22 protein-coding genes and 1 pseudogene are annotated in these 23,410 nt (G+C 61.7%); 4 read left to right on the plus strand and 19 right to left on the minus strand.

The genetic code is table 11. The features are described from left to right. Positions 1-18: 18 nt before the first annotated feature. The 5 genes from J5M72_RS19225 to ppc form a co-directional block, all read right to left on the minus strand. Positions 19-879 carry a DUF72 domain-containing protein gene (locus J5M72_RS19225; RefSeq protein ID WP_207866795.1) on the minus strand — a complete coding sequence of 287 codons (861 nt, stop codon included), beginning with the start codon at positions 877-879 and terminating at the stop codon, positions 19-21. Then, positions 879-1,187, minus strand: a complete 309-nt coding sequence (locus tag J5M72_RS19230) for a hypothetical protein (protein WP_169429036.1) — start codon at positions 1,185-1,187, stop codon at positions 879-881. Before J5M72_RS19230 ends, J5M72_RS19225 begins: the two co-directional genes overlap by 1 nt. 172 nt (positions 1,188-1,359) lie before the next feature. Continuing rightward, positions 1,360-2,034 carry a tRNA (adenosine(37)-N6)-threonylcarbamoyltransferase complex dimerization subunit type 1 TsaB gene (gene tsaB / locus J5M72_RS19235; RefSeq protein ID WP_169429035.1) on the minus strand — a complete coding sequence of 225 codons (675 nt, stop codon included), beginning with the start codon at positions 2,032-2,034 and terminating at the stop codon, positions 1,360-1,362. 94 nt (positions 2,035-2,128) lie between these two features. Continuing rightward, positions 2,129-2,779, minus strand: coding sequence for an adenylate kinase (adk, locus tag J5M72_RS19240; protein WP_007954716.1), 651 nt, complete (start codon positions 2,777-2,779; stop codon positions 2,129-2,131). A gap of 300 nt (positions 2,780-3,079) precedes the next feature. After that, complete coding sequence (gene ppc, locus J5M72_RS19245) at positions 3,080-5,710, minus strand: phosphoenolpyruvate carboxylase (protein ID WP_207866796.1); 2,631 nt, start codon at positions 5,708-5,710, stop codon at positions 3,080-3,082. 214 nt (positions 5,711-5,924) lie between these two features. On the opposite strand from ppc, the gene J5M72_RS19250 reads away from it, so the two are divergent. The 3 genes from J5M72_RS19250 (at position 5,925) to J5M72_RS19260 (ending at position 7,884) form a co-directional block, all read left to right on the plus strand. After that, positions 5,925-6,269, plus strand: a complete 345-nt coding sequence (locus tag J5M72_RS19250) for a pilin assembly protein (RefSeq protein ID WP_169429033.1) — start codon at positions 5,925-5,927, stop codon at positions 6,267-6,269. A 366-nt stretch (positions 6,270-6,635) separates the two neighbouring features. Beyond that, positions 6,636-7,040, plus strand: coding sequence for a DUF4398 domain-containing protein (locus J5M72_RS19255; RefSeq protein WP_085697302.1), 405 nt, complete (start codon positions 6,636-6,638; stop codon positions 7,038-7,040). 55 nt (positions 7,041-7,095) lie between these two features. Then, the gene (locus J5M72_RS19260; RefSeq protein ID WP_169429032.1) at positions 7,096-7,884 is read left to right on the plus strand and encodes an OmpA family protein; all 789 of its coding nucleotides are present in this window, start codon (positions 7,096-7,098) and stop codon (positions 7,882-7,884) included. 65 nt (positions 7,885-7,949) lie between these two features. On the opposite strand, the gene J5M72_RS19265 is transcribed toward J5M72_RS19260, so the two are convergent. From J5M72_RS19265 to prfB, 7 genes are all read right to left on the minus strand, one after another. Continuing rightward, positions 7,950-8,279 (minus strand): hypothetical protein, encoded by a 330-nt coding sequence (locus J5M72_RS19265; RefSeq protein ID WP_115076688.1) that lies wholly within the window; start codon positions 8,277-8,279, stop codon positions 7,950-7,952. Further along, entirely contained in the window at positions 8,276-9,181 is a 906-nt protein-coding gene (locus J5M72_RS19270) for an alpha/beta hydrolase (RefSeq protein ID WP_207866797.1), read from the minus strand. The genes J5M72_RS19265 and J5M72_RS19270 overlap by 4 nt, the downstream gene beginning before the upstream one ends. A 58-nt stretch (positions 9,182-9,239) precedes the next feature. Beyond that, positions 9,240-10,517: a flavohemoglobin expression-modulating QEGLA motif protein gene (locus J5M72_RS19275; RefSeq protein WP_169429030.1), complete on the minus strand. Its 1,278-nt coding sequence runs from the start codon at positions 10,515-10,517 to the stop codon at positions 9,240-9,242. 33 nt (positions 10,518-10,550) lie between these two features. Further along, positions 10,551-11,105, minus strand: a complete 555-nt coding sequence (locus J5M72_RS19280) for a hypothetical protein (RefSeq protein WP_207866798.1) — start codon at positions 11,103-11,105, stop codon at positions 10,551-10,553. 55 nt (positions 11,106-11,160) lie between these two features. Beyond that, on the minus strand, positions 11,161-11,865 hold the full coding sequence (locus J5M72_RS19285; protein WP_011332647.1) for a TetR family transcriptional regulator: 705 nt from the start codon (positions 11,863-11,865) through the stop codon (positions 11,161-11,163). Between the two features lie 118 nt (positions 11,866-11,983). Further along, on the minus strand, positions 11,984-13,486 hold the full coding sequence (lysS, locus tag J5M72_RS19290) for a lysine--tRNA ligase (RefSeq protein ID WP_169429028.1): 1,503 nt from the start codon (positions 13,484-13,486) through the stop codon (positions 11,984-11,986). A 68-nt stretch (positions 13,487-13,554) separates the two neighbouring features. Next, positions 13,555-14,650, minus strand: a protein-coding gene (gene prfB / locus J5M72_RS19295; protein WP_102621447.1) for a peptide chain release factor 2 whose coding sequence is annotated in 2 segments (ribosomal slippage) — positions 13,555-14,577 and positions 14,579-14,650 — 1,095 coding nt in all. Because the reading frame shifts where the segments join, the coding sequence is not laid out codon by codon here. A gap of 107 nt (positions 14,651-14,757) precedes the next feature. Here prfB and J5M72_RS28980 point away from each other — a divergent pair. Next, a pseudogene (locus tag J5M72_RS28980) lies at positions 14,758-14,862 on the plus strand (metal ABC transporter ATP-binding protein); the annotation flags it as partial. Positions 14,863-14,875: 13 nt separating this feature from the next. Here J5M72_RS28980 and J5M72_RS19300 read toward each other — a convergent pair. The 7 genes from J5M72_RS19300 to J5M72_RS19330 are packed head-to-tail and all read right to left on the minus strand — an operon-like array spanning position 14,876 to position 23,336. Beyond that, positions 14,876-15,877, minus strand: coding sequence for a PleD family two-component system response regulator (locus J5M72_RS19300; RefSeq protein ID WP_207866799.1), 1,002 nt, complete (start codon positions 15,875-15,877; stop codon positions 14,876-14,878). A gap of 48 nt (positions 15,878-15,925) precedes the next feature. Continuing rightward, positions 15,926-16,936: a chemotaxis response regulator protein-glutamate methylesterase gene (locus tag J5M72_RS19305; protein WP_169429026.1), complete on the minus strand. Its 1,011-nt coding sequence runs from the start codon at positions 16,934-16,936 to the stop codon at positions 15,926-15,928. Further along, the gene (locus J5M72_RS19310) at positions 16,933-19,227 is read right to left on the minus strand and encodes a hybrid sensor histidine kinase/response regulator (RefSeq protein ID WP_207866800.1); all 2,295 of its coding nucleotides are present in this window, start codon (positions 19,225-19,227) and stop codon (positions 16,933-16,935) included. Before J5M72_RS19310 ends, J5M72_RS19305 begins: the two co-directional genes overlap by 4 nt. Next, positions 19,224-19,907 (minus strand): chemotaxis protein CheW, encoded by a 684-nt coding sequence (locus tag J5M72_RS19315; RefSeq protein WP_169429024.1) that lies wholly within the window; start codon positions 19,905-19,907, stop codon positions 19,224-19,226. The genes J5M72_RS19310 and J5M72_RS19315 overlap by 4 nt, the downstream gene beginning before the upstream one ends. Next, entirely contained in the window at positions 19,904-21,181 is a 1,278-nt protein-coding gene (locus J5M72_RS19320) for a protein-glutamate O-methyltransferase CheR (RefSeq protein ID WP_207866801.1), read from the minus strand. Before J5M72_RS19320 ends, J5M72_RS19315 begins: the two co-directional genes overlap by 4 nt. Continuing rightward, entirely contained in the window at positions 21,178-21,714 is a 537-nt protein-coding gene (locus tag J5M72_RS19325) for a chemotaxis protein CheW (RefSeq protein WP_207866802.1), read from the minus strand. The genes J5M72_RS19320 and J5M72_RS19325 overlap by 4 nt, the downstream gene beginning before the upstream one ends. Then, the gene (locus J5M72_RS19330) at positions 21,714-23,336 is read right to left on the minus strand and encodes a methyl-accepting chemotaxis protein (protein ID WP_169429021.1); all 1,623 of its coding nucleotides are present in this window, start codon (positions 23,334-23,336) and stop codon (positions 21,714-21,716) included. The genes J5M72_RS19325 and J5M72_RS19330 overlap by 1 nt, the downstream gene beginning before the upstream one ends. Positions 23,337-23,410: the final 74 nt, after the last annotated feature.

Genomic DNA, 23,410 nt, shown 5'->3' on the forward strand with positions numbered 1-23,410 from the left:
GGGCAGAAAAAAACCGCCTCAGAGCAGGCCAAGTTGTTCCGCGGCGGGTTCTCTGTATAGCTCAGGCAGGGATGGCAAGCCAGGCAAACGTTGCATCAGCTGTGCGTGAAAACGCTGCGCGAGCCTGGCCGCCAGAATGTTATCGGCGGTGTGCAGGAAGATGTACGGCGTACGGCCCTCTTCGATCCACTCGGCGATTTTCGCCACCCACGGCACCAGGAAGGGATCGTTGGCCTCAAGCTCGGGATGGCCGATGAAGCGCACCTGCGGGAACTGCGTGAACGCTGCCGGGCGCGTTGGTACTCGAGGTTTTTTCGATTGAGCGTGGATCACTGAAGACTCGGTGGACAGGCAACTGAACAACGCGCGCGGATCAAGGCAGATGCGCTCCACGCCGCGATCCAGCAGCAGGCGATTGAGCAGGCGTTCACTCTCACCCTTGGCGAAGAACTGCTCATGGCGCACTTCCACCGCCAGCGGTCGATCAAACGCGTCGATGAAGGCTGCCAATTCGGGGAGTCGTTGAGGGGTGAAGCTTTTCGACAGTTGCAGCCACAGCGGCGATACGCGTTCGCCGAGCGGGTTGAGCAATTGAATGAAGGTTTCGGCGGCGGTCAGTTGATCGCGCAAGTCACCGCCGTGGCTGATGTCGCCGGGGAATTTGGCGGTGAAGCGAAAGTGTTCGGGCATGACCTCGGCCCAACGCTGCACAGTAGCGGGCGATGGGCTGGCGTAGAAGGTCGTATTGCCTTCCACGGCGTTGAACACTTGCGAATACAGACCGAGGAAATCGGAGGTCTTGGCGTCTACCGGATACAGATACTCGCGCCAGGCGTTTTCACTCCAGGACGGGCAGCCGAGGTAGTAAGGCAGATCCATCAGATGTACAGATCGAGGCCCAGCACATCTGCATCCCAATCGACAAAACCGGCGGTGCTCAGGTAGCTGGCCAGGGCCATGGCCACGCTTTTCTTCATCGCACGGTGATAAATCATGTCTTGTTGGCGGGCGGGCAGATTGCTCAGGCGATGCGCTGCGTTTTTGGCAGCACGGGCGGCCAGTTGCGCCTCGGTGGGGAATTCCAGCTCGCCGTCGATATCGTCGACGGACTCATCCAGCGCCGGATTGCCTTTGCGAGGCTTGCGCTTGATGGGGTAGGACTGAGTGGAAACGCCGTCTATACGCATAAAGTCATGCTCGGTATCGATGATGGCAATTTAGCGGCACCTGACCGACTTAGCAAATCGCCGAGTGATAACTAGAACACATAAAAGACAAAAGGTTTAAAGCGCGGGGTTAGAAACGGACGATTGGCAGGAACGGGGGAACCCTGTGGCGAATGCCACAGGGTGAACGGCCTCAGCGGGCTTTCGGAGTGGCCACTTTATCGCGCAGGTAAACCGGCTGGGCGTCGTCTGCCGGGATCGACTCACCGCGCTCCCAGGCAAATCGCGCCAGGGTCAGCAGGTCTTCGGCATGAGGCAGCATGCCCGCGTCGGTACCGGTCAGGCTCACAGCGATGCGCTCGCCATAGCCCCAACCCGTGCCGGCACCGAACCAATCGCCGGTAGCATCGTCTGCAAGTGCGGCCGCTTCCGGCGGCAACACCGCCTCGGTGCCCACCAGACGCATCTCCCCGGCGGTCTCGCGATAGCAGCCCCAATACACTTCATCCATCCGCGCATCGATGGCGGCTGCGACCTGGCTCACGCCGTGTTCGCGATAAGCACGCTGCGCCAGCACCGCCAGATTCGACACCGGCAACACCGGGCGATCCAGCGCAAAAGCCAGGCCCTGCACCACACCGATGGCGATCCGCACACCGGTGAACGCGCCCGGGCCGCGACCAAAGGCAATCGCGTCCACCGCTTGCAGCGTGGTGCCGGCGTCGGCCAGCAGTTGCTGGATCATCGGCAGCAGTTTCTGCGCGTGCAGGCGCGGGATCACCTCGTAATGGCTCGTGACCTTGCCGTCATGCAGCAAGGCAACGGAGCAAGCTTCAGTCGCGGTGTCCAGGGCCAGCAAGGTGCTCATCGATGTGTCCGTAAATCAGGTGGGGAAAAAGTGCGCCAGTATAAACAACTACGGCCCGCAAGCGGGCCGTGGATGATGCAGCGGATCAGGTTTTTCAGCTCAGCGCTTCAAGCACCTTGGCAGTGATCGCTTCAACCGAACCGACGCCAGGGATATGGCTGTACTTCGGCTTGCCACCGTTTTTGGCGGACAGGTTCTGGTAGAACTCCACCAGCGGCTTGGTCTGCGAGTGGTAGACCGACAGACGATGACGCACGGTTTCTTCGGTGTCGTCCTTGCGCTGTACCAGCTCTTCGCCGGTGATGTCGTCTTTACCGGCAATCTTCGGCGGGTTGTAGACGATGTGGTAAACGCGGCCGCTGGCCTCGTGAACGCGACGACCGGCGATACGTTGAACGATTTCTTCGTCTTCAACGGCGATTTCGACCACGGCGTCCAGCTCGACACCGGCAGTCACCAGCGCTTCAGCCTGAGGAATGGTGCGCGGGAAGCCATCGAACAGGAAACCCTTGGCGCAATCGGCTTGAGCGATACGGTCCTTGACCAGCGCGATGATCAGGTCATCCGACACCAGGCCGCCGGCATCCATGATGCTCTTGGCCTTGATGCCCAGTTCGGTGCCGGCCTTGACCGCAGCACGCAGCATGTCGCCGGTGGAGATTTGCGGAATGCCGAATTTCTCGGTGATGAACTTAGCCTGAGTACCTTTACCGGCCCCGGGAGCTCCCAGCAGAATGACGCGCATTAGATGTGCTCCTCAATTTTTTTATAAAAAGCTTTTGCAAAACAACGGATTCGCCTCATGGGGCGAAATCCTGGAAATAGGGTCGTGACCGCCCAAACGGCCAGAGGCTGACCAAGATACACAGCAGGCTGCGCCCACACAAGACGCCAAAAGTCGGAGAAACCCGCGCCTGCCGCGACCTTGCGACGCGGTTCCCCAAGTCGCAACCCCATCATTAACTGTCGCCTGACCGCATTTTTCCCACGCTCGATAAACAGCACCCGACACGAACCCCGGGTGCCTCGCCCCACGCAGAAAACCTTAGCCGGTATTTCGCAAACCGGCGGCAATCCCCGCCACAGACACCAGCAACGCCTGTTCTACCGGGCTGCCCTGCTCGACATTCTGCTGCCGCGAACGTGCCAGCAGTTCAGCCTGCAATAGATGCAGCGGGTCGAGATAGGTGTTGCGCAGACGGATGAATTCCAGGGTGTCCGGGCTATGTGCCAGCAGCTGCGACTGACCGGTCAGGCCGAGGACCACGGAACACGCCTGCGACAATAGGTCGCGCAAGTGCGCACCCAAAGGCAGCAAGTCCGACTCCACCAGACGCTCGTCGTAGGACAGTGCAATGTCGGCGTCAGCCTTGGCCAGCACCATCTCCAGCATGTCGATGCGGGTGCGGAAAAACGGCCACTGCTCGCGCATCTGCCCCAGCAATTCGCCTTCGCCACGCTCCAGCGCCTTGCTCAGCGCCGTTTCCCAGCCGAGCCACGCTGGCAGCATCAAGCGTGTCTGGGTCCAGCCGAAGATCCACGGAATCGCCCGCAGGCTTTCGATCCCGCCAGCGCGGCGCTTGGCCGGACGGCTGCCCAACGGCAGACGTCCCAGCTCCTGCTCCGGCGTCGACTGACGGAAATACTCGACGAACTGTGGATTCTCCCGCACCACGGCGCGGTAAGCGGCGACACCGTCGGCGGCCAATTCGTCCATCAGATGACGCCACTCCGGCGTCGGTGGCGGCGGTGGCAACAGGGTCGCTTCGAGCACCGCCGCCAGATACAGATTGAGGTTTTGTTCGGCGATGTCCGGCAGGCCGAATTTGAATCGAATCATTTCCCCCTGCTCGGTGGTGCGGAAACGCCCGGCCACCGAACCCGGCGGTTGCGACAAAATCGCCGCGTGCGCCGGGCCGCCGCCACGGCCCACGGTGCCACCGCGACCGTGGAACAGCAGCAGTTCGACTTGCTGCTCACGGCAGATTTCCACCAGCCGCTCTTGGGCACGGTATTGCGCCCAGGCCGCCGCGGTGGTGCCGGCGTCCTTGGCCGAGTCGGAATAACCGATCATCACTTCCTGCGGGCCTTGCAGGCGCGCGCGGTAACCCGGCAACAGCAACAGGCGTTCGATAACAGGTCCTGCGTTGTCGAGGTCAGCCAGGGTTTCGAACAGCGGCACCACGCGCATCGGCCGCAGTACGCCGGACTCTTTCAGCAGCAATTGCACCGCCAGCACATCGGAAGCGGCACCGGCCATGGAGATCACGTAGGAACCCAGCGAAGCGCCCGGTGCCGCAGCAATTTCCTTGCAGGTGGCGAGCACTTCGGCGGTGTCGGCCGAGGGTTTGAAATGCGCCGGCAGCAACGGTCGACGGTTTTGCAGTTCGCGGGTCAGGAAGCCGATGCGCTGTTCTTCGTCCCACTCCTCGTATTTGCCGAGGCCGAGGTAATCGGTGATTTCAGTCATGGCCGCACTGTGTCGCGACGAGTCCTGACGCACATCGAGGCGCACCAGGAACAGGCCGAACGTCACGGCCCGACGCAGGCAATCGAGCAACGGCCCGTCGGCGATCACGCCCATGCCGCACTCGTGCAGCGAGTTGAAACACAGCTCCAGCGGATCGAGCAGGTCGCGGTTGTTGTGCAGCACATCGGCCGGGGCCGGCGTGGTCGCAGTCAGCGACGCATGAGCCCAGTTGCGCGTGGCGCGCAGACGTTCGCGTAATTGCTTGAGCACCGCCCGATACGGCTCGGCACTGTCGCCAGCCCGGGCCTTCAGCGCTTCGCTGGCTTGCTGCATCGACAGTTCGGCGGCCAGGTGATCGACATCACGCAGGTACAGATCCGCCGCCATCCAGCGTGCGAGCAGCAACACTTCGCGAGTCACCGCAGCGGTGACATTCGGGTTGCCGTCGCGGTCGCCGCCCATCCACGAGGCGAAACGGATCGGTGCAGCTTCCAGGGGCAAGCGCAAACCGGTGGCCGCAAACAGCGCCTGATCGGCCTTGCGCATGTGATTGGGAATCGCCTGCCACAGCGAATGCTCGATCACCGCAAAACCCCACTTGGCTTCGTCCACCGGAGTCGGTCGGGTGCGGCGGATTTCTTCGGTGTGCCAGGCTTCGGCGATCAAGCGTTGCAGGGTGTTGTGGATCTGCTCGCGCTCGGCACTGGTCAGGTCGCGGTGATCCTGAGCGGCCAGTTGCGCGGCAATCGCGTCGTACTTCTGGATCAGCGTGCGCCGGGCCACCTCGGTCGGGTGCGCGGTGAGCACCAGTTCGATTTCCAGTCGTGACAATTGCCGGGCAAGAGAGTCGGCACTGTGCCCTTCTTGACCCAGACGGGCGAGCAATTCCGGCAGCACCCGGGACTCGAACGGCGCGGTCTGCGACTCTTCGCGGCGATGGATGAGCTGGTACTGCTCGGCGATGTTCGCCAGGTTGAGAAACTGGTTGAAGGCCCGCGCCACCGGCAGCAGTTCGTCTTCGCTCAATTGATTGAGGCTGGCGCTCAGTTCGGCGTCCATCGACCCTCGCCGGTCGGCCTTGGCGCCCTTGCGGATCTGCTCGATCTTGTCGAGAAAAGCCTCGCCGTACTGGTCACGAATGGTGTTGCCCAACAGCTCACCGAGCAGGTGAACGTCTTCGCGCAAGCGTGCATCAATATCGGTCATCAGCATCTCTCCAGCAGTAATCGGTGACGGATCGCAAGTGAGTGGATGAACAGAGAGTGCCGCTCTGCAACGCTTCTTACAAGCAGACGACGAAGGGACTTTAAACCTTGAGGGTTGAAGCTAGTCTCAAGAGTAAGCCCCACAACGGCTTGCCGCCGGCTGACGGCGGACACTCACCCAGACCTGCCACGAGCAGGTGCGACATGAGGTCATTATGAAAATCCGTGAACTCGCCCAGCATTGGGAAGAAACCGCCAAGGGTCGCCTGACCGACACCGGCTACACGATTCATCTGGATGTGGAAGCTGCCGCACGGCTGGCAGCGATTACCGAGATGTACCCCAAACGGCATGCCGAAGAACTGCTCGGCGAACTGATCGGCGCCGCCCTCGAAGAGTTCGAAGCGAGTCTGCCGTATGTGAAAGGCCCGACTGTGGTCGCGACCGACGAAGAAGGCGATCCGCTGTATGAAGACGTTGGCCCGACCCCGCGTTTTCTCGCGTTGTCGCGGCGGCATTTGCAGGACTTGTCGGCCGCTGCCGGCAAGCAGAAACACTGATTTTCGGACATCACAAAAACGGTGGGAGCGAGCTTGCCCGCGATGGCGTCAATTGGGTCACAGCCGTGTTGAATTTGACGGCCTGATCGCTGGCAAGCCAGCTCCCACATGCACTGTTTCCCCCTCCGGCTCTCTGCCATTTCTGCCCGCGCGTACCTCTGAAAAACGCCAAAGTTCCCGGTTTAGAGCCTTGTCCATTCGGTCAGAATATTTTTTGGCGATAAGCCATCTTTTCTGAACTTTTGAAAAATGCCTTCGGTCGGAACAGGTAACCACGCCTGGAACGAGCGTTTCAAAACGCACTTGCACATGACGGTTGCGGCTCCGCTACCAGGATGGATTTCGAAGCTTCCAAGGAGTTAACCAATGGAGTTGAAGACCATGAAGACCCAAACCTCGTTCTCCCACCTGCGCGGTCTGAAACTGGCCGCCCTGGCCATCGGCACCAGCTTCGTGCTGGCCGGTTGCGCCGGCAATCCACCGACCGAGCAGTACGCCGTGACTCAATCGGCGGTTAACAGCGCAGTCAGTGCCGGCGGTACCGAATTCGCCGCCGTGGAAATGAAGCAGGCACAGGACAAGCTCAAACAAGCCGAAATCGCCATGCACGACAAGAAATATGACGAGGCTCGCACCCTCGCCGAACAGGCCGAGTGGGACGCCCGCGTCGCTGAACGCAAGGCCCAGGCGATGAAGGCCGAACAGGCGGTGAAGGACTCCCAGAAAGGTGTTCAGGAACTGCGTCAGGAAAGTCAGCGCACCGTGCAGTAAGCGCGCATCCCGACCGCAAGGCTGAATCTCTTATCGATAGAAAGGACGAACGATTATGCGTAAACAACTGATGATCCCCGCTCTCCTGGCCGCAAGCGTTGCCCTGGCTGCCTGCTCGACGCCGCCGAACCCGAACCTGGAACAGGCACGCACCAACTACGCCGGCCTGCAGGCCAACCCGCAGGCGAGCAAAGTCGCGGCGCTGGAAACCAAGGACGCCAGTGATTACCTGGACAAGGCCGACAAGGCTTATCTGGACAAGGAAGACCAGCACAAGGTCGACCAGCTGGCCTATCTGACCAACCAGCGCGTGGAAGTGGCGAAGCAGACCATCGCCCTGCGCACCGCTGAAGCCAATCTGAAGAACGCCGCCGCCCAACGTGCCCAGGCCCGTCTGGACGCTCGCGATCAGCAGATCAAACAGCTGCAGGACAGCCTCAACGCCAAGCAGACCGATCGCGGTACGCTGGTGACCTTCGGTGACGTGCTGTTCGCCACCAACAAGGCCGATCTGAAATCCAGCGGTCTGGTGAACATCAACAAACTGGCGCAGTTCCTCCAGGAAAACCCGGACCGCAAAGTGATCGTCGAAGGCTATACCGACAGCACCGGCTCGGCGAGCTACAACCAGTCGCTGTCCGAGCGTCGCGCGACATCGGTACAGGTTGCACTGATCAAAATGGGCGTCGATCCTTCGCGCATCGTAGTGCAGGGTTATGGCAAGGAATATCCGGTCGCGGATAACGGCAGCGTCTCGGGCCGTGCGATGAACCGTCGGGTGGAAGTGACCATTTCCAACGACAACCAGCCAGTGGTGCCGCGTTCGGCAGTAAGCTCGAACTAAGCGTCACACCGTAACGAAAAAGCCCCGCCTGAGTTGATCAGGCGGGGCTTTTGTTTGCCGCAGGTTTACTCTTCCAGCTTCTGCGGCGTCTCCTGCCCCATGCAACGCACAGCCTTTTTCTGGCTGTTGACCAGCACCCCGGTCAGGCCTTTCTGTTCGGTGTCGAACAGCACCAGCACACCATCGATGCATTGCGCCACTTGCGGCGCCGGGTCCAGGGAGACCTTGTAGTCTTCGCCGGGAATGGTCTTGAGCATGGTGAATTCGTTGAGCAGCAATGCATCCTCGGGTTTGGCGAAGTGCAGGTAGCCGTAGTACCACAGGGCGCCGACGGTGCCGAGGATGCTGCAGATACCGGTGATGATCAGCGGGATGGCGTTGCGTTCTTCACTCATTGCGGACTCTCGTTTTCAGAATTCGGGGGTTGCGGGTAATTCGGGACTTCGCCGAGGCGGCGCAGTCCGTTGAAATGCTCGGGATCGTCGAGATAACGCAGCATGACCTGACGCCACACCGGGTCGCCGAAAGTCTGCACGTGCCCACCGCGAGTCAATTGCAGGACCCGGGGCGGCGGCGCAGCCTGATACAGACGAATGCCATTGGAAAGCGGCACCAGCGGATCGTCGATACTGTGGAAGATCAGTTTCGGCACGCCTTTGAGCTGCGGCATCGAATGGATTGCGCTGTCGCCATCCGGCACCAGCCACGACAGCGGCACCTGGAATGGCCACGTCATCCACGATGTACTCAGAGCGTATTGGCCAACACTGCGGTAACTGGCCGGAACCCCGTCGAGCACAAAAGCCTTGAGCTGTTTTTGTCTTTCCGGATGTTGCACCAGCCAATGCACTGCCATCGAACCACCAAGACTTTGACCGAGCAGAATCAGTGGCTTGCCTTTGACTTCCGGCGCCTTGTCCAGCCAGGCAAAGGCAGCGTCGATGTCCTGATAGATCGCCGGCAGACTCGGCTCGCCCTCGGACAGACCGTAACCACGATAGTCCACCAGCAGCACCTGATAGCCGTTTTTCGGCAACCACCAGCTGCCGCCCAAGTGCATCGGCAGATTGCCGCCGTTACCGTGCAGATGCAGCACCGTGCCCTTGACCTCGACCCCGGGTTCGGCCGGCAGCCACCAGGCGTTCAGCTTGAGGCCATCGGCGGTGGTCAGGGTGACGGTGCGGTATTCGAGTCTGGCCTTTTCCGGGGTGAAGATCTGACCGGGCTCGGGATAAAACAGCAAGGAGCTGCAACCGCCGAGGGTCAGGAGCAGGCAAAGGATGCCGAGGATTCTCATCCGGTGAAACCTCGCAAGGTTCGGACTCCCGCGCGCCGCGCGGGAATGATCAATGGGCCTACAGGATGTTGGAGTAATCCGCCTCGATCCGGTCCAGGCTCAAGTGATTGAGGAAGTTGGAGAAGCACATCCACGCCGACAACGCATTCATGTCGCGGAACTGGTCCGGCAGGTACTTGGGCGGTACCACCAGGCCTTCGTCCACCAGTTGACGCAGGGTTCGCATGTCTTCCAGTGTGGTCTTGCCACAGAACAACAGCGGGATCTGCTCGAGCTTGCCTTTACGCACGGCCAACTGAATGTAGTTGTAAACCATGATAAAGCCCTTGAGGTAGGACAAGTCTTTGGTGAATGGCAGACCGGTCGGCGTCGATCCGCGGAAAACACGGCTGGCGTTGCCATAGCTTTCCGCCATTTCGAAGCCCTGCTCGCGGAAGAACTCGAAAATCTGCAGGAAGTCCGCCCCCTCCTCCACCATGTGAATGGCGCGGGTGCGGTTGGTCAGTTTGCGCAGGCGGCTCGGGTAAGAGGCGAAGGTGATGATTTCCATCAGGATCGCCAGGCCTTCCTGAGTCACCGTCGACGAGGGCGGGCCCTTGGACAGGAAGGTGCAGATCGGCTGGTTCAAGCCGTTGAGCGTGGTGCCGACGTGCACCAGGCCTTCGTGGACTTCCAGTGCCCGCACGTCGCGGTCGTTGAACATCGCGTCGGTGCGGATCTTGATGTAGTCGGCGCCCGCGGCCGCATCGGCGACGATCCCGTCGGACTCGAACACGCGGATGGTTTCCTCAGCCTCGCCGAACACCTTGTTCAGGCGGGTTTGCAACAGATGCACGGCGTCCTTGGCGGTAAGGGTCTTCGGTTCGTCCTTCAGGTCGCCACGACCATCGATGTTGTTCAGGTAGTCCGACATCATCAAACCGAGGTCGGCCAGCGTCGGGTCACCGGCGTGAAACGCATCGGACGCGGCGCCGTACAGTTCTTGGGAAATCAGGCCGAAATCCTCGGTGCCGCGCGCTTCGAGCATGCGCACCACCATCCGGTATTCCTTGCACATGCGCCGCATGATCTGGCCGACCGGGTTGAACTGGCCGAGCTGGCGGGTGATGTCCCGTTCGATGTTCTGGAATTCCAGCTTGACCTTGCTCGAATCGAAGGACAGTGGCCGGTTGAGGTAGTAGTCGCGATCCACCGCCGGCAATTCCTTGCCCTTGGCCTTGAGGAACCCCTTGCGGATGTTCTCGTCCCACTTGACCGCGTCGAGCACGCGGATCGGCGTCTGCGCCAGCACTATGCGATCGGACAGCGTGCGTATCGTCTGCTGGTAATCGTCCACCCGAAACTCCTGTAGAAAACGTGACGAACTGAATTATTTGGCCTTGGCCTGGTGCTGATAGCGCGCCGCTTCGACGAAAACGTCGGAGTTGGCCGGGTCGTCGAGGTAAGCAAAGACCTTTTCAAGCGGGCTGTCGACCTGCACGCCGTCGCCGTCATCGGTCTGGAAGCCCTGGCCGTCGAGGGCTTTCTGGGCGATGGCCTGGTTGATCTGTTCGAGGTCGAGGTTGTAGATCACCAGTTCGCGCTTGTCGGTGATTTCGAAACCGGCGATGGTGAATTGCCCGCCATACTGCGCCGGCACCTTCGCCGACAGGTACCAGCGGCTTCCGTGGCGCGACACCGTGAACGGATAGGCTTCACGCTCATGGGGTCTGGCCTTGAAGTACGCCACCGCCTGATAGCGATCGTTGCCCAGGCGCGTCAGTTCAAGATTCATCGGCTCGCCCCAGGCGTTGGTGCTCGACCATTGGCCGAGCAGGCCTTTGGGCGCCGGTTCACTAGCGGGCAGCGGCTCGCGAAAAGTCACCAGACAACCGCTGAGCAGCAGGAACGACAGCGCGATCAACGCGCCACGCCAGGCTTTCATTCAACACTCCCTAGAACCTGAAACACCTTCCCCTGTGGGAGACCTCCATCGGCTTTCAGACCGACGCGAGTACCAGGTGCATATAGCGCGTCAGAATGCCGAGCATGTCCTCTTCGGCCAAAGGCTCGGCGTCGTTGAGCAGGCCCTGATATTCCATCCGTCCGATAATCGCCGTCAACACCTTGGCATCCTGCTGCGGCTCGCGCGAGCCCAATACCTGGAACAACTGGCAGGTGCCCTGCAACAGAATCTGCTGATGGGAACGCACCAGTTCCGCCAGACGCGGGTTGAGCAGCGCTTCCTGACGGAACGCCTGCTCGGCCATCAAATGCTCACGACGATTGACCAGTTGCCGGTGCACGTAATCGGCCATCAATCGGGCGATATCGTCGGCCAGCTGCGAACGCGACTCCGGACTGCCGTCACCGCTGACCACCATCTCGCGCAGCAGGCCTTCGTTGTTGATCCACAGCTTGGCCATGTAAGCCGCGCTGCGTTCGACGTACTGGGCGAAGGTATCGGTGAGCAGGTCATCGATGTCCTTGAAGTAATACGTGGTGGCCGACAGCGGCACACCGGCCTCGGCGGCCACCGCCCGGTGGCGCACGGCCCGCACGCCATCGCGCACGACAATGCGCATCGCCGCATCCAGAATATCCTGCCGACGCTGCTCGCTGCCCTGTCGGCTGGCCTTGCGGCCCTGGTACTGAACACTTTCAGCGACCGCAGTGGCGATTCCCGCTGCACCCTCTTGAGCCATTGCACCGATCACGACAGGACTTCCTCTGTTGTTTTTTTCAAAAGTAACCATTTGATACGTTTGTACCAGACAGGCAATAAAAAGCCGCCCATTTCAGGCGGCTTTTTTATTGAAACACTTACGCTTGCGGCCGCATGTGCGGGAACAGGATCACGTCGCGGATCGACGGCGAGTTGGTCAGCAACATCACCAGACGGTCGATACCGATACCTTCACCGGCCGTTGGCGGCATGCCGTACTCCAGCGCGCGAACGAAGTCGGCGTCGTAGTGCATGGCTTCGTCGTCGCCGGCGTCCTTGTCGGCCACCTGGGCCATGAAGCGCTCGGCCTGGTCTTCCGCGTCGTTCAACTCGGAGTAGGCGTTGGCGATTTCACGGCCGCCGATGAACAGCTCGAAGCGGTCGGTAACGTTCGGGTTGTCGTCGTTGCGACGGGCCAGCGGCGACACTTCGAACGGGTACTGAGTGATGAAGTGCGGCTGTTCCAGCTTGTGCTCGACCAGCTCTTCGAAAATCATCACCTGCAGCTTGCCCAGACCTTCGAAGCCCAGCACCTTGGCGCCGGCCTTCTTGGCGATGGCGCGCGCCTTGTCGATGTCGTTCAGGTCATCGGCGGTCAGCTCAGGGTTGTACTTGAGGATCGAGTCGAACACCGACAGGCGCACGAACGGCTCGCCGAAGTGGAACACCTTGTCGCCGTACGGCACGTCGGTGCTGCCCAGAACCAGCTGCGCCAGTTCACGGAACAGTTCTTCGGTCAGGTCCATGTTGTCTTCGTAGTCGGCGTAAGCCTGGTAGAACTCCAACATGGTGAATTCAGGGTTGTGACGAGTCGAAACGCCTTCGTTGCGGAAGTTGCGGTTGATCTCGAACACTTTTTCAAAACCGCCAACCACCAGACGCTTGAGGTACAGCTCCGGCGCGATACGCAGGAACATTTCCATGTCCAGCGCGTTGTGGTGGGTTTCGAACGGCTTGGCCGCGGCGCCGCCAGGAATGGTCTGCAGCATCGGCGTTTCGACTTCGAGGAAGTCGCGCTTCATCAGGAAGCTGCGGATGTGCGCGATCACTTGCGAACGAACGCGGAAGGTCTGGCGCACGTCTTCGTTGACGATCAGGTCAACGTAGCGCTGACGGTAGCGCTGTTCGGTGTCGGTCAGGCCGTGGTGCTTGTCCGGCAGCGGGCGCAGGGATTTGGTCAGCAGGCGCACGCTGGTCATTTCGACGTACAGGTCGCCCTTGCCGGAACGGGCCAGGGTGCCTTCGGCGGCGATGATGTCGCCCATGTCCCAGGTTTTCACCGCGGCCAGGGTTTCTTCGGACAGGGTCTTGCGGTTGACGTAGACCTGGATGCGACCGGTCATGTCCTGGATCACCATGAACGAGCCACGGTTGAGCATGATGCGACCTGCAACCTTGACCGGGATCGCAGCCTCTGCCAGCTCTTCCTTGGTCTTGTCCGCGTACTGTTTCTGCAGTGCATCGCAGTAGTTGTCGCGGCGGAAGTCGTTCGGGAAGGCATTGCCCTTGGCGCGCTCGGCAGCAAGCTTTTCCTTGCGCAGGGCGATCAGGGAATTTTCTTCCTGTTGCAGGGCTTGCGAATCGAGTTGTTGGTCGCTCATGTCTTTAAATTTTCCATCACAGGTTCGTTGCCCCCGCCGGTGACGGGGGACTTGAGGTCGGGTGAAGCTTACAGCCCCGATTTCAGGCTGGCTTCCAGGTATTCGTCGATATCGCCGTCGAGTACCTTGTCGCAGTCACTGCGTTCGATGTTGGTACGCAGATCCTTGATCCGCGACGCATCGAGCACGTACGAACGGATCTGGTGACCCCAGCCGATGTCCGACTTGGTGTCTTCCAGGGCCTGGGACGCGGCGTTGCGCTTCTGCATTTCCTGCTCGTACAACTTGGCCCGCAGCATTTTCATGGCGGTGTCCTTGTTGGCGTGCTGGGAACGTTCGTTCTGGCAGCTGACCACGGTGTTGGTCGGTACGTGGGTGATACGTACGGCCGAGTCGGTGGTGTTTACGTGCTGACCACCGGCACCGGAGGAACGATAGGTGTCGATCCGCAGGTCTGCCGGGTTGATTTCGATTTCCACCTTGTCATCGATCTCTGGCGAGACGAAAACCGCGGAGAACGAGGTGTGACGACGGTTGCCGGAGTCGAACGGGCTCTTGCGCACCAGACGGTGGACGCCGATCTCGGTGCGCAGCCAGCCAAAGGCGTATTCGCCCTTGATGTGCACGGTAGCGCCCTTGATCCCGGCGACTTCACCGGCCGACAGCTCCATGATGGTCGCGTCGAAACCGCGTTTGTCGGCCCAGCGCAGGTACATGCGCAGCAGGATGTTGGCCCAGTCCTGGGCTTCGGTGCCGCCGGAACCGGCCTGGATGTCCAGGTAGGCGTTGTTCGGGTCCATCTCGTGGCTGAACATACGGCGGAATTCGAGCTTGGACAGGGACTCTTCGAGACCTTGAAGAACTTCGACGACGTCGTTGACCGCGCCCTCGTCGTTCTCTTCAACGGCCATGTCCAGAAGCTCGCGGCAATCGGCCAGGCCACCGTTCAGTTCATCGAGGGTATCGACGATCTGCGCCAGCGCAGCGCGCTCGCGGCCCAGTTCCTGGGCGTATTCAGGTTTGTTCCAGACTGCAGGATCTTCAAGCTCGCGATTGACTTCGATCAGACGCTCATGCTTTTGATCGTAGTCAAAGATACCCCCGAATAGTTTCGGAGCGCTCGGACAGGTCCTTGATGGTGTTCAGGATCGGGTTGATTTCCATGACGGGCAGCACTCGTTGGCGAACTTTTGAAAGCCGGCGAGTATAACGTAATCAAGCTGTCACGGCAGCCCGTCTGGCGGCTGTTAAGGCGATTCACTTGACATGGCCTGACACAGATCCCCGTGGGAGCGGGCTTGCTCGCGAAGGCGGAGTATCAGTCGACATCATTGCTGAATGACCCACCGCATTCGCGAGCAAGCCCGCTCCCACAAGGGTATCGCGTACCTATTCGATGCCGACCTGATTGCGCCCGTTGTTCTTGGCCAGGTACAGGCCACGGTCCGCCGCCGAGATCAGCAACCGGCAGTCGCTGCCCGCCTCCGGCACCATCGTCGCCAGGCCGATGCTGATGGTCAGGCTCGACCCTTCGACCGGAGCATTGTGCGGAATCTTCAGCGCCGCCACGGTCTGGCGCAGCTTCTCCGCCACCAGCCGCGCCCCGCCCGGCGAGGTGTTGGGCAGCACCAGCGCAAACTCTTCGCCGCCATAACGCGCCGGCAAGTCGGACGGCCGGGCGCTGGCCTCGCGGATCGCCGTGGCGACCTTGCGCAAGGCTTCGTCGCCTTCGACGTGACCGAAGGTGTCGTTGTAGGACTTGAAGTAATCGACGTCGATCATCAGCAACGACAACTGGCTCTGGTCACGCAGCGAGCGGCGCCATTCCAGCTCCAGGTATTCGTCGAAATGCCGGCGGTTAGACAGCCCGGTCAGCCCGTCGGAGTTCATCAGCCGCTGCAGCACCAGATTGGTGTCGAGCAATTGCTGCTGGCTGACCCGCAACGCGCGATAGGCCGCGTCCCGTTGCAGCAGGGTCATGTAGGAGCGCGAGTGATAACGGATGCGCGCCACCAGCTCGATGTTGTCCGGCAGCTTCACCAGATAATCATTGGCCCCGGCGGAGAACGCTGCGCTCTTGATCAGCGGGTCTTCCTTGGTCGACAGGACGATGATCGGAATGTCTTTGGTCGCCGGATGGTTGCGGTATTCACGCACCAGACTCAGGCCGTCAAGGCCCGGCATCACCAGATCCTGCAGGATCACGGTCGGCTTGATCCGCACCGCGTGGGCCACGGCAAGATGCGGGTCGGAGCAGAAGTGAAAGTCGATGTTCTCTTCATTCGACAGCCCGCGGCGCACGGCTTCGCCGATCATCGCCTGATCGTCCACCAACAACACCATGGCGGCGTTCTCGTCGGTTTTGATGTCATCGATCTGTAAGTCATTCATGGGCGGTCACCTGAGTGCTGCGGGGGCCAGGATTGCGGATGGATGTGTTCATTTGGGGAAAATCTCCAGCAATCGTGGCGCTATCTTTTCCAGTGGACGGATTTCTACGGCTGCATCGATGGCCGCGGCGGCCTTGGGCATGCCGTACACCGCACTGCTTTGCTGATCCTGCGCGATGGTCAGGTAGCCCTGTTGACGCATGAGCTTAAGCCCTTGCGCCCCGTCGCGTCCCATCCCGGTCAACAAAACCCCTACTGCGTCACCGTTCCAGTAATTGGCGACGCTTTCGAAAAACACGTCGATCGAGGGGCGGTAGATTTCGTTGACCGGCTCGGCGGTGTAGGCCAGCGTGCCGTTCTTGAGCAACCTGATGTGGTGATTGGTGCCGGCCAGCAGCACCGCGCCGGCCTGCGGTGGCTCGCCTTCCCGTGCCAGGCGCACGTCAAGGCCACTGGCACTGGCCAGCCATTCGGCCATGCCGGCGGCGAAAACCTGGTCGACATGCTGCACCAGTACAATCGCTGCCGAAAAGTTGCGCGGCAGGCCTTTGAGCAAGACCTCCAGCGCCGCCGGGCCGCCTGCGGACGAGCCGATCGCCACCAGCCGCTGGCACGATGCCGAACTGCGCGGCGTGGTCTGGGCCGGGCGCGAGCGAGCGGTTTTCTCGCCGATCAGCCAGCCGATATTAAGGATCTTGCGCAGCAGCGGTGCCGCCGCCTGCTGAGCGTTGCCGGCGCCGAGGGCCGGAGTGTCGACTACGTCCAGCGCACCGTGGCCCATGGCTTCGAACACCCGGTGCACGTTCTGCTGGCGATCGACCGTGACGATGACAATCGCGCAGGGCGTCTCGGCCATGATGCGCCGGGTGGCCTCGACGCCGTCCATCACCGGCATGATCAGGTCCATCAGGATCAGGTCCGGGGTGTTTTCCGCGCACAGGCGCACCGCTTCGGCGCCGTTGCTGGCGACCCACACCACTTGATGCGCCGGCTCGAAAGCCAGCGCCCGGCGCAAGGCCTCCACCGCCATAGGCATGTCGTTGACGATTGCGATCTTCATGCCCGCGCTCCTCCGATGAGCTCAACCACTGCGTCGAGCAGTGCATCGTCATGAAAGCTGGCCTTGGCCAGATAATAGTCCGCCCCGGCATCCAGTCCACGGCGCCTGTCTTCTTCGCGATCCTTGTAAGACACCACCATCACCGGCAGCGATTGCAGGCGATTGTCGCGACGCAGCAGCGTCACCAGTTCGATGCCGTCCATGCGCGGCATGTCGATGTCAGTGATCAGCAGATCGAAATCCTCGGAGCGCAAGGCGTTCCAGCCGTCCATGCCGTCGACCGCAACGGCCACGTCATAGCCGCGATTGAGCAGCAGTTTGCGTTGCAATTCACGCACGGTGAGCGAATCGTCGACCACCAAAATCCGTTTGCGCGCCGCCTCTGCGGCCTGATTGCCATGGCGGGCGATTCGTTCCAGACGCCCGGTGTTCAGCAACTTGTCCACCGAGCGCAGCATGTCTTCGACATCGACGATCAACACCACCGAACCATCGTCGAGCAACGCCCCGGCGGAAATGTCCTGCACCTTGCCCAGCCGCTCGTCCAGCGGCAACACCACCAGCGTGCGCTCGCCGATGAAACGCTCCACCGCCACACCGTAGATCGCCTCGCGCTCGCGGATCACCACGACCTTCAGGGTATCGCCGCTGTTCTGACTGGCCGGACGCTGCAGCAACTGGCTGGCCGCGACCAGCCCGACATGCCGCCCCTCGTGCCAGAAGTGCTGGCGGCCTTCGACCTGCACGATGTCCTCCGGCGCCAGATCGCACATGCGTTCGATGTGCGCCAGCGGGAACGCATAAGCCTCCTCGCCAACTTCCACCACCAGGCTGCGCACCACAGACAGGGTCAGCGGTACTTCGAGATGGAAGCGACTGCCCTCGCCCGCCGTCTGCTCCAGCACCACCGCACCGCGCAACTGGCGAACCATGTGCTGAACGGCATCGAGGCCGACGCCACGACCGGACACTTCGGTGACCTTGTCCCGCAGACTGAAACCCGGCAGGAACAGGAAGGTCAGCAGCTCTTCTTCGCTCAACTGGGCGGCCGTTTCCGCCGGCGACAGCTGGCGCTCGACGATGCTGCGACGGACCTTTTCCAGATCGACACCATTGCCGTCATCGCTCAATTCCAGCACCAGCAGACCGGCCTGATGCGAGGCGCGCAGACGGATCAGGCCTTCTTCGGGCTTGCCTTTGAGCAGGCGTTCTTCCGGGGTTTCGATGCCGTGATCCACTGCGTTGCGCAGCAGATGCGTCAGCGGTGCTTCGAGTTTTTCCAGCACATCGCGGTCGACCTGAGTCTTCTCGCCCTCGATCTCAAGCCGTACCTGTTTACCGAGGCTGCGACCGAGGTCGCGCACCATCCGCACCTGACCAGACAACACATCGGCGAACGGCCGCATGCGGCAGGCCAGCGCGGTGTCATAGAGCACTTGCGCTCTCTGGCTGGCCTGCCAGGCGAACTCGTCGAGCTCGGCGTTTTTCTCTGCCAGCAGTTGCTGAGATTCGGCGAGCAGGCGCCGCGCATCTTCCAGCGCTTCTTGAGCTTCAAGGCTCAGGGCATGTTCCTTGAGATGCACATTGAGACTTTCCAGCGCCCGCAGGCCGTTGTTCTGCATGCGTTTGAGGCGCTGCATGGTGGCCAGGTGCGGCTTGAGGCGCTGGGTTTCCACCAGGGATTTGCTCGACAGATCGAGCAGGCTGTTCAGGCGTTCGGCGGTGACCCGCAGCACCCGCTCGCCGCCCTCCGTGGTGCGTTTGCTCTTGCGCGGCGCGGGTTCCGGTTCGGCAACCTCGACCGGGATTTCAACCGGCGCGGGCTCAACCATCGGCGGTGGCAGAAGTTGCAACTCGGCCATTGGTGGTGCACTCGGAGCGGCAGGCACCACGGCTGGTGCCGTCGGATCGAGCAAACCGCCCATCAACGCTACGTAAGCCTCGATATCCGCCGGTTGCGGGCCGTTGGCCGGGGTGGCGATGCGCATCAGCAGGTCGGTACCCTGCAACAGCGCGTCGATATGCTCCGGGCGCAGGAACAACCGCCCTTCCTGGGCGCTGACCAGACAATCTTCCATCACGTGGGCGACGCTGACGCCACTGTCGATGCCGACAATCCGCGCCGCACCTTTCAAGGAGTGCGCAGCACGCATGCAGGACTCGAGCTGATCGGCCTGGGTCGGATTGCGCTCCAGCGCCAGCAGCCCGGCACTCAGCACTTGAGTCTGTGCTTCGGCTTCCAGGCTGAACAGCTCGAGCAGAGAGGCGTCGCGCATTTGCTCGGGGGTCATGTGAGGCTCCGGGTCACGGCGGACAGCAACTGTTCTTCATCCAGCCAGCGCAGGCTGCGGCCTTTGAAGGGCAACACGCCTCGGGTGTATTTGGCACTGGCCTGCGCACCGGATCGGGATGCGGCGTCAAGAATGCGTTCGTCGATGGCGTGAATGCCGTCGACTTCATCCACCGGCACCACCACCGGCCCGCCATTGGCAGCAATGATCAACATGCGCGGCATGATCCGCGCCCCAGTGGGCGCCGCGGCGTTGCTGTCCAGGCCCAACAGTTCGACCAGCGACAGGCACGCCACCAGCGCCCCGCGCACGTTCGCTACACCGAGCAAGGCCCGGGAGCGCTGGTGCGGCAGCGAGTGAATCGCCTGCAACGGCGCGACCTCCACCAGGCTGCGGGTGGCCAGGCCGAGCCATTCTTCGCCGAGGCGGAACATCAGCAACGAACGGGTTTTCAGCTCGGTTTCAACCTGGGTCGCCACCGGGTCGCGCTCATCCTGCTGCAGCGCATAACGGTCAAGCAGGCGCGTGGCCGCGGCGGAATACACCGAGCAATTGCGGCAATGGATGTGTTCTTCCAACAGCGGGCAGGACTTGTCGCCGTGAATGCCGATGCGGTTCCAGCAATCGTCGATGGCCCGGGCGTCTTCGTGGGTGACGTTCAAGGTGTCGGACGGGATCATCGTTTACGCTCACTGTCGGCGGTGCGACCGCTGCGGGCGGCGCGCTCCTGCAATCGTCGGGCACCGGCCGTGTCACCCTGGGCCTGCAGCAACCCGGCCAGGTGCATCAAGGCTTCGGCGTGTTGCGGTTCGAGGTACAAAGCCTTGCGGTAAAAACCCTGGGCTTCGAGAGCGCTGCCGGCGACGTCACTGAGCAGGCCAAGCCAGTAGAACACCTGGGCCACCGGCTCATGGCTGCGCAAAAACTGTTCGCACGCAGCGCGGGCTTCGGCGCTTTTGCCTTCGTTGGCCAAAGCGGCGATGTTGGCCAGCAGGGTCGCCGCGTCGGGGGTCGGGCTTTTGGCAGTGGCGGGCAGTGGCGTCACAGCGGCAAATGGACGACTGCGCACCGGTGGCGGCGGCGTGCTGCGCACGGGCTGGCGCACGGGCAACGGGGGCGCAATCGCAACCGGCATCGGCAGCGGTTCGGGTTGCGGGTCACTGTCGCGACTGAACGCAAAGGACTGTGGAATCCCGATAGAACGCATGCCCAGCCGCCCGAGCAGACTGCCCTCGGCGGGGCCGATAAACAACACGCCGTCGACATGGGTCAGGCGTTTGAGCACGGCGAATACCTGTTGCTGGGTCGGCTGATCGAAATAGATCAACAGGTTGCGGCAGAACACAAAATCGAACGGTGGCTCGTTGACCAGCAACGAGGGATCGAGCACGTTGCCCACTTGAAGGCGCACCTGCTCGCGGACAATTTCATTCACCCGATAACCCTCGTCATCGGCGGAAAAGTGCCGCTCGCGAAAATCCAGCTCCTGGCCGCGAAACGAGTTCCTGCCGTACAGCGCCCGTCGCGCCTTGTCCACCGACAAAGGGCTGACGTCCATGCCATCGACCTTGAACTGATGGGGTTTGAGGCCCGCATCGAGCAACGCCATGGCAATCGAATAGGGTTCTTCACCGGTGGAGCACGGCAGGCTGAGGATGCGCAGCGCCCGCATGTTGTTCAGCTCGGCCAGGCGTTTGCGGGCCAGTTTGCCCAGGGTGGCGAAGGATTCCGGGTAACGGAAAAACCAGGTCTCCGGGACGATCACCGCTTCGATCAGCGCCTGCTGTTCGTCCCGCGAGACTTGCAGGGTCTGCCAGTACTCGTTGGCATTCACCGTTTGCGACAGGGTGATGCGCTGGCGCACGGCCCGCTCGATGATCGCCGGGCCGACCGACGCGACATCGAGGCCGATGCGTTCCTTGAGGAAGTCGAAGAAGCGCTGGTCGCTGCTCATGGCTGCTCCTCAAGTCGCTTTGGGTCCAACGGCGGCGTCGGAAACAGCAGCGTGCGCACCGACTCGTCCAGCAAGTCGTTGACCCGCACCCATTGCACCAGTCCTTGCGCATCTTCACGCACCGGGCCGAGGTATGGCGCCTGACGATTGTCGAGGCCGTACGGCTGAAAATCATCCGGGTTGCAGCGCAGGGTATCGGTGGCCTGTTCGAGGATCAGACCCAGCCATTGCGAGGGCTGCGAGTCATCCGCGCGGTAATGCACCAGCACCAGTCGCGTGCTGGTGCGCGCCTCGGCAGGATGGCCGAATGTCAGGGCACTGAGGTCGATCACCGGCACCACCATGCCGCGATAGGCGAACACCCCCGCCACCCAGTGCGGCGCCCGGGCAATCGGCTTCAACGGCAGGCGCGGCAGCACTTCGGCCACTTCCGTGGCGCGCAAGGCGTAGCGTTCGCTGCCGATGCGAAACAGCAGGAACAACGCCTGCTTCGCCACCGGGGCAGCGCTGCGTTTGGCGGTGATTTCGCTCATCAGACTTTGAATCGCGAAACGCCGCTGCGCAGGCCTACGGCCACCTGGCTCAGTTCGTCGATGGCGAAACTGGCCTGACGCAACGACTCGACGGTCTGGCTGCTGGCATCACCCAGTTGCACCAGCGCATGGTTGATCTGCTCGGCGCCGGTGGCCTGGGCCTGCATGCCCTCGTTGACCATCAACACCCGCGGCGCCAGCGCCTGTACCTGATGGATGATCTGCGACAGCTGCTCGCCGACCTGCTGCACTTCGGCCATGCCACGGCGCACTTCCTCGGAGAACTTGTCCATGCCCATCACCCCGGCGGACACCGCCGACTGGATCTCGCGGACCATCTGCTCGATGTCATACGTGGCCACGGCGGTCTGATCCGCCAGACGCCGCACTTCGGTGGCGACCACGGCGAAACCACGGCCATACTCGCCGGCCTTTTCCGCTTCGATCGCGGCGTTCAGGGACAGCAGGTTGGTCTGGTCGGCGACCTTGACGATAGTCACGACCACCTGATTGATGTTGCCGGCCTTCTCGTTGAGGATCGCCAGTTTGGCGTTCACCAGATCCGCCGCGCCCATCACCGAGTGCATGGTGTCCTCCATGCGCGCCAGGCCTTGCTGCCCGGAACCGGCCAGCACCGAGGCCTGATCGGCGGCGGTGGAAACTTCGGTCATGGTGCGCACCAGGTCGCGTGAGGTTGCCGCGATCTCGCGGGACGTCGCGCCGATTTCAGTCGTGGTCGCCGCGGTTTCGGTAGCCGTCGCCTGTTGCTGCTTGGAAGTGGCGGCGATCTCGGTCACCGAGGTGGTGACCTGCACCGACGAGCGCTGGGCCTGGGACACCAGCGAGGTGAGCTCGGTCATCATGTCGTTGAAGCCGGTTTCCACCGCGCCGAACTCGTCCTTGCGCTCAAGGTTCAAGCGACTGCTCAGATCGCCCGTGCGCATGATGTCGAGGATCTGCACGATGCGGTTCATTGGCGCCATGATTGCGCGCATCAGCAACAGACCGCAGAAACCGGCGGCCAGCACGGCCACCAGCAGCGAGACGAACATGCTGACCTTGGCTGCCGCCACGGCCTCGTCGATGTTGGCCATGGCCTTGTCGGCGACTTTCTTGTTCTCGCCAATGATGTCGTTGAGCTTCATCCGGCCCGAGTACCAGGTCGGTGTCAGTTGTTCGTGGAACAGCTTTACAGCGTCGGCTTCGAGATTGCGCTTGTGCAGATCCAGTACCGCATCCTGAGTTTTCAGGTAGGCGTCGTGATATTTCTCGAACGCCGCGAATTCCAGCTTGTCCTCGTCCGTGACCACCGTGCCACGGTAATTGGCCATCTGCTCCTGAAGACGAGACTCGAAGGCTTTGTAATCGGCCGCATCTTCGCTGCTGACGCCCTGCCCTTCCTTGAGCCCCAGCAGTTCCTGGGTCTGCAGGTAGCTGTCGACCCACGCGCCGCGGATCATCGAGCTGTAATAGACGCCGGGAATCGCGTCGTCACGGACGCTGTTTTCACTGGCTTCGATCTTCAGCAACCGCGAATACGAGACGACCACCATCAGCAGCATGATGGCGATAATCACCGCAAAGCTCGCCAAAATGCGTTGGCGCAACGTCCAGTTCTTCACAGTCAGTCCTCGGGGCGGGTCGAAATGCGGGGGAGTATAGCTGAGGGCGGTGTTTCATTTATAAGACGGTTTGC

Origin of the sequence: Pseudomonas sp. 58(2021), from assembly GCF_017491585.1 — a bacterium.
In the GTDB taxonomy this organism is placed as follows: Bacteria; Pseudomonadota; Gammaproteobacteria; order Pseudomonadales; family Pseudomonadaceae; genus Aquipseudomonas; species Aquipseudomonas fluorescens_BT.